Annotated in this window: 6 protein-coding genes; 2 read left to right on the top strand and 4 right to left on the bottom strand. The window is 70.1% G+C overall.

The genetic code is table 11. From position 1 onward, the window contains the following. Positions 1-107: 107 nt before the first annotated feature. The 4 genes from ABT299_RS51930 to ctaC all read right to left on the bottom strand — a co-directional run bounded on the left by ABT299_RS51930 (position 108) and on the right by ctaC (position 4,431). On the bottom strand, positions 108-1,379 hold the full coding sequence (locus ABT299_RS51930; RefSeq protein ID WP_500255390.1) for a L,D-transpeptidase: 1,272 nt from the start codon (positions 1,377-1,379) through the stop codon (positions 108-110). A 143-nt stretch (positions 1,380-1,522) separates the two neighbouring features. Then, positions 1,523-1,933: a cytochrome c oxidase subunit 4 gene (locus ABT299_RS51935; RefSeq protein ID WP_190868588.1), complete on the bottom strand. Its 411-nt coding sequence runs from the start codon at positions 1,931-1,933 to the stop codon at positions 1,523-1,525. A gap of 3 nt (positions 1,934-1,936) precedes the next feature. Beyond that, positions 1,937-3,601, bottom strand: coding sequence for an aa3-type cytochrome oxidase subunit I (gene ctaD / locus ABT299_RS51940; RefSeq protein ID WP_190868587.1), 1,665 nt, complete (start codon positions 3,599-3,601; stop codon positions 1,937-1,939). Next, positions 3,598-4,431 carry an aa3-type cytochrome oxidase subunit II gene (ctaC, locus tag ABT299_RS51945; RefSeq protein ID WP_433138635.1) on the bottom strand — a complete coding sequence of 278 codons (834 nt, stop codon included), beginning with the start codon at positions 4,429-4,431 and terminating at the stop codon, positions 3,598-3,600. Before ctaC ends, ctaD begins: the two co-directional genes overlap by 4 nt. A gap of 128 nt (positions 4,432-4,559) precedes the next feature. Here ctaC and ABT299_RS51950 point away from each other — a divergent pair, with 128 nt between their 5' ends. Together ABT299_RS51950 and ABT299_RS51955 are read left to right on the top strand one after the other, a co-directional pair. Continuing rightward, entirely contained in the window at positions 4,560-5,720 is a 1,161-nt protein-coding gene (locus ABT299_RS51950) for a cysteine desulfurase family protein (protein WP_500255391.1), read from the top strand. 64 nt (positions 5,721-5,784) lie between these two features. Further along, a complete protein-coding gene (locus ABT299_RS51955) occupies positions 5,785-6,093 on the top strand; it encodes a sulfurtransferase TusA family protein (RefSeq protein ID WP_190868584.1) in 309 nt (102 codons plus the stop codon). Positions 6,094-6,210: the final 117 nt, after the last annotated feature.

A 6,210-nucleotide genomic window follows, 5' to 3' on the forward strand; every position in this document is an offset into this window, starting at 1 on the left:
GGGGCTGTTTCGCGCGGAGCTCTAGCGGAGCGCGAAACAGCCCCTCAACCGTGACGGGGGTTCCAGGGGGTCGCCCCCCTGGGAAAACACAGCCCCCCTGGGCAGATTCAGTTGTGGCTGGCACGGGGTTGTTGGGCGGCGCCTTGGCCGGACTGGGCGGAGAGGGTCGCGGCGTCCGCGTGCGGGGCCGTGGAGACGGACCGCTTCAGGGCGCTGCCCTTCACCCAGTCGTTCCAGCCCATCTGCCAGAAGCCCCAGCCGTTGTCCGGGGCCAGTTGGCGGCTGGTGCCGGTGACCGTGACGACGTCGCCGCGCTGGGCGAGTTTGTAGAACCACGCGGCGTCGGACGGGCTGACGTTGATGCAGCCGTGGCTGACGTTGTCGTGGCCCTGGTCGCCGACCGACCAGGGGGCGCTGTGGACGTACTCGCCGCTGTCGGAGATCTTCACCGCCTTGTAGACGGTGAGGCTGTAGTAGCCGGCGCAGCCCTGGCCGCATCCCTCCCAGTCCGACGTCATCGTGACCGGGTCGTCCTTCTGCATCGTGAGGTGGACGCCGTTGGTGGTGGTGTACTTCTCCTCGCCGCCGCGTCCCATGCTGGTCGGGATCGTCCGGGCCTTCCTCCCGTTGATCTTCACGACCATATGGTGGGTGTCCTCGCCGGCCGTCGAGACGTGGGAGTCGCCGACGGTGAAGTTCACGGCGTAGTCCTTGCCGCCGTACATGCCCTTGCCGTTGTTCACGCCGCTGAGGTGGGCGACGAACGACGCCTTGGTGTGCGCCGGCCAGTACTGCTTGGTCCGGAACACGACCTCCTGGTTGCCGAGCCAGTGCCAGGCGCCTTCGACGGGCTTGTCGGAGCGCACCTCCAGCGCCCGCTCGACCGCGGCCTTGTCCTTCACCGGGCTGTCGAAGCGCATGATGATCGGGATGCCGACCCCGACGGTCTCCTTGTTGAACGGCGCGTCGACGGTGACCCCGTACTTCTTCTGCACGCTCGCGACGGTGAAGCCGCTGCGGACCGTGCGGGTCCTGCCGTCCTTGCCGACGGCCGTGGCGTCCACCGCGTAGGACTGGCCCGGCGCGAGGGCCCAGCGCGACCGCCACTGCGTCCGGTCGGCGTTCAGGTCGCCCTCGACGGGCGCGCCCTTCGCCGTCGTCACCGTGACGTTCGCGATCCTGCCGGTCTTCGCCCGCACGTCGATCGGGCTGTCGGGCGGCAGCGCCGCACCGCCGCCCGGCGACACGGCGAGCGAGACCGCGCCCTGTCCGGTCACCGCCTGCTGTCCGGAGCACGCCGCGACGCCCGCCACCATGCCCGCGCCCGCGAGGACGGCGGCGGCGCGCCTTCCCCGGTTCCTCGGTCCTGAGTCACCCACCCGCACGTGGACCCCCCGGTCGTTTCCCACCTGGACGAGCGATTCGCCTGGCCAGCCCTACTTGCTGGGACGACGTCCAGTATGTGAAAGGGGCGGTACCCGCGAAATTGCGGATACCGCCCCTCTTGGGGTTCTTTTACTGATCAGTGGGCGAAATGACCCCGGTAGTACTCGAAGACCAGTCCGATCGAGGTCAGGATCGCGGCGCATGCGCCGAGGATCACCAGCCACCAGCCGAACACGACGCCGAGGGCGACGGCCGCGGCCGACAGGCCGAGGAACAGCGGCCACCAGCTGTGCGGGCTGAAGAAGCCCAGCTCGCCCGCCGCGTCGGCGATCTCCCCCTGCGGGTCGTCCTCGTACAGCGGGCCCGCGTTGGCCCGCTCGAGGCGCCGGACGGTGAAGTGGATGTAGAACCCGATCAGCCCGGCGAGGCCGATCGCGAGCGCGAGCGCCGTGGTGCCGGTCCAGTCACCCGACCAGAGCCAGTACACGATGTCGGTGGCGAGGAAGAAGACCGCGCAACCGTAGAACATGAACGCCTGGACGCGCATCGGCTACTCCTTCGCCCCGGTCAGCTCGCCCTGCGCGCCCACGTGCGGGTGGTGCAGGTCGAACGCCGGCCGCTCGGAACGGATCTTCGGGATCGAGTTGAAGTTGTGCCGCGGCGGCGGGCACGAGGTGGCCCACTCCAGCGACGAGCCGTAGCCCCACGGGTCGTCCACCTCGACGCGCTTGCCCTTCTTCCACGTGATGTACACGTTGTAGAAGAACGGCAGCATCGAGGCGCCCAGGATGAAGGCGAAGATCGACGACACCTGGTTCAGGCCCTCGAACTCCTTGGGGTAGTCGGCGTACCGGCGCGGCATGCCTTCGGCGCCCAGCCAGTGCTGGATGAGGAAGGTGCCGTGGAAGCCGATGAACAGCAGCCAGAAGTGCACCTTGCCGAGCCGGTCGTTCAGCATCTTGCCGGTCCACTTCGGCCACCAGAAGTAGAAGCCCGCGAACATCGCGAACACCACGGTGCCGAACACGACGTAGTGGAAGTGCGCGACCACGAAGTAGGAGTCCGACAGCTGGAAGTCCATCGGCGGGGACGCGAGGATGACGCCGGTCAGCCCGCCGAACAGGAACGTCACCAGGAAGCCCAGCGACCACAGCATCGGCGACTCGAACGTCAGCTGTCCTCGCCAGATCGTCCCGACCCAGTTGAAGAACTTCACCCCCGTGGGCACGGCGATGAGGAACGTCATGAAGGAGAAGAACGGCAGCAGCACCTGGCCGGTGACGAACATGTGGTGCGCCCACACGGTGACCGACAGGCCCGCGATGCTGATGGTCGCGAAGACCAGGCCGATGTAGCCGAAGACGGGCTTGCGGGCGAACACCGGGAGGATCTCCGTCACGATGCCGAAGAAGGGCAACGCGATGATGTAGACCTCCGGATGCCCGAAGAACCAGAAGAGGTGCTGCCAGAGCAGCGCGCCGCCGTGCGAGGCGTCGAACACGTGCGCGCCGAGCTTGCGGTCGGCCTCCAGGGCCAGCAGCGCGGCGGCGAGGACCGGGAACGCCAGCAGGACCAGGATGGAGGTCAGCAGGACGTTCCAGGTGAAGATCGGCATCCGGAACATGGTCATGCCCGGCGCGCGCATGCACAGGATCGTGGTGATGAAGTTGACCGCGCCCATGATCGTGCCGAAGCCCGACATGGCCAGGCCCATCACCCACATGTCGCCGCCGATGCCCGGCGAGCGGACCGCGTCGGAGAGCGGGGCGTAGGCGAACCAGCCGAAGCTGGCCGCGCCGCCCGGGGTGAGGAAGCCCGCGATGACGATCAGGCTGCCGAACAGGAACAGCCAGTACGCCAGCATGTTCAGCCGGGGGAACGCCACGTCCGGCGCGCCGATCTGCAGCGGCATGATCACGTTGGTGAAGCCCGCGAACAGCGGCGTCGCGAACATCAGCAGCATGATCGTGCCGTGCATGGTGAACATCTGGTTGTACTGCTCGTTGCTGACCACCTGCAGGCCCGGCTTGAACAGCTCGGCGCGGATGACGAGCGCCAGGATGCCGCCGAACAGGAACATCATGAAAGAGGTGATCAGGTAGAGGTAGCCGATCACCTTGTGGTCGGTGGACGACAGCCAGTTGGCGACGATGCGCCCCTTGCTCGTCCGCGCCGTGGTGACCGGCGCGCTCGGTGCGTGACTGATCGTGGTCACTTGGCACCCCCCGCGGCCAGGGCGGCCTTCGAATCGGCGATGAACTTCTGGTACTGGGCGGGCTGGACCACCTTCAGCTGGAACAGCATCCGGCTGTGGTCGACGCCGCAGAGCTCGGCGCAGCGGCCCTCGTACGTGCCCAGCTTGGTCGCCTCGAACTCGAACTCGTTGTCGTAGCCCGGCATGACGTCCTTCTTGTAAAGGAGCGCCGGGACCCAGAACGAGTGGATGACATCGTTGGAGTGCAGTCGCACCCGCACGTGCTCACCGGCCGGAATGATCATCACGGGCTTGGCGCCGGAGGTGGAGTTGGGGTTGACCGGCTGGCCCACGACCGTGGCGACGGTCTGCTCCTTGCCGGCGGCGTCCTTCTCCTTGTAGTCGAACTGCCAGCTCCACTGGAACGCGGTGACGTCGACGACCACCGGAGGGTTCTTGGTGGTCTTCTCGACGTAGTTCTCGTCGCGTGCCGTGAAGTAGAACAGGACCGCGATGATGACGAACGGGACCGCCGTGTAGAGGATCTCGATCGGCATGTTGTAGCGGACCTGCGGCGGCAGGTCGTCGGAGCGCTTGCGGTGGAACAGCACCGCCCAGATGATCAGGCCCCAGACGACGGCCCCGACGGCGAACGCCGCGATCCAGGAACCCTGCCAGAGCTTCAGCATGCGCTCGGCCTGCGGGCCGATCGGCTCGGGCATGCCCAGCCGGGATGCCTGGCCGCTGCACGCGGTTGCGGACAGCGCCAGCAGCCCTAGCGCGCCGGCGCTTTTGATTGCGCGGCGACTGCGCACAGGCGTACGCCGCTCCCCAGAGCGGGTCGGACTCACGGAATGCCTTCCCCACGGATGAAAGCCCGGTCGACCCGGGCGGTGAGATCAGTTGTTACACGTGTGGTGGACACACTAGCGCTAGGGTCGCGCGAACCCCCGATCGGGTGCCCGGTTAGTGTTCTGGCGTGGCTGACTCCAGTGCGCCGGACGGGTACTTCGACGCGGCCTCGACCGAGCCGCCGCATCCCGCGGCGCGAGCTGCGCTGCTGGAGGCGCTGGACGCGGGCTGGGCCGATCCCGCCAGGCTGTACGGGCGGGCCCGGAGCACCCGCATGCTGCTGGACCGGGCCCGCGCGCGCGTCGCGGGCGTCCTGGGCGCACGGCCGGACGAGGTGTCGTTCACGTCGTCCGGCACCCAGGCGGTGCACCTGGCGGTCCTCGGGGGGCTCCAGGCGCGCCGGCGGGCCGGGCGCCACCTGGTGGTGAGCGCGGTCGAGCACTCCAGCGTGCTGCACGCCGCCGAGCTGCACGAGGCGGACGGCGGCGAGGTCACGGTCATCGGCGTCGACCGGGGCGGGCGCGTCGACCCGGCCGAGTTCGCCGCGGCGCTGCGCCCGGACACCGCGCTGGCGTGCCTGCAGTCGGCCAACCACGAGGTCGGGACGCTCCAGCCCGTCGCGGAGGCGGCCGAGGCGTGCCGCGCGGCGGGCGTGCCGCTGCTGGTGGACGCCGCGCAGTCGCTCGGCCGGGTGGACGTGCCCGGCGGCTGGTCGTTCCTGGCCGGCAGCGCCCACAAGTGGGGCGGGCCGGCGGGCGTCGGGGTCCTCGCGATCCGCAAGGGCACCCGGTGGCGCTCGCCGCTGCCCGCCGACGAGCGCGGGGCGCGCCGCGTCCCGGGGTTCGAGAACGTCCCGGCGGCGGTGGCGGCCGCCGCCGCGCTGGAGGCATTCCGGGCGGACGCCGAGGCGGAGGGCCCGCGCCTCGCCGCGCTCGTCGACCGGATCCGCGCGGAGGTCCCGGCGGCCGTGCCGGACGTCGAGGTCGTCGGCGACCCGGTCCGCCGGCTGCCGCACATCGTCACGTTCTCCTGCCTGTACGTGGAGGGCGAGGCGCTGCTGACCGAACTCGACCGCGCGGGTTTCGCCGTTTCGTCCGGCAGCTCGTGCACGGCGGATACGCTGCGTCCGAGTCATGTGCTCGAGGCGATGGGAGTGATTACCCATGGGAACGTGCGGGTATCGCTGCCGCGTGGCGTCGCTTCCGCCGACGTCGACCGGTTCCTCACCGTTCTCCCCGGCACCGTGGCCCGGCTGCGCCGGACGGCGCTGAACGCGCTGGACCCGTGACCGGCACCGGCGGCGGAGCACCACATCGAGCACGAAGCATCAGGAAAGGGAGGCGGTCGCGCCCATGAGGTTCCGAGGCCGCGCCAGGAGCGGAGTCTCCAACGGGACGGCGGCACCGCCCCCCGCCGAACCCGCCTGGCCTCCCCCGGCGCTGGTCATCGACGCGCTCGGCCGCAAGTGCCCGATCCCGATCATCATGCTGGCGGACCGGATCCGCGAGGTCCCGGTCGGCGAGGTGATCGCGGTGCTCGCCGACGACGCCGCCGCGCGCACCGACGTCCCCGCCTGGTGCCGGATGAAGTCGCAGGACTTCGTCCGGGAGGAGACGCTCCCGCAGGGCGGCTGGGGCTTCCACATCCGCCGGACGTACTGACGGCACGCCGTCGCCGGGGGGGCCGCCCCCGCCGGCGCCCGGGCCTCCCCCCGGCCGGGGGGGGGGGGGGGCGGTGGGGGGCCGCGACGGCCGGGGGGGCGCCGCCCGAGGGGCCGG

Origin of the sequence: Spirillospora sp. NPDC000708 (assembly GCF_040299565.1) — a bacterium.
Taxonomy (GTDB): Bacteria; Actinomycetota; Actinomycetes; order Streptosporangiales; family Streptosporangiaceae; genus Spirillospora.

Coding starts and splice junctions, on each gene's coding strand:
- ABT299_RS51955 (WP_190868584.1), top strand. CDS start 5,785: ATGAGGTTCCGAGGCCGCGCCAGGAGCGGAGTCTCCAACGGGACGGCG.
- ABT299_RS51935 (WP_190868588.1), bottom strand. CDS start 1,933: ATGCGCGTCCAGGCGTTCATGTTCTACGGTTGCGCGGTCTTCTTCCTC.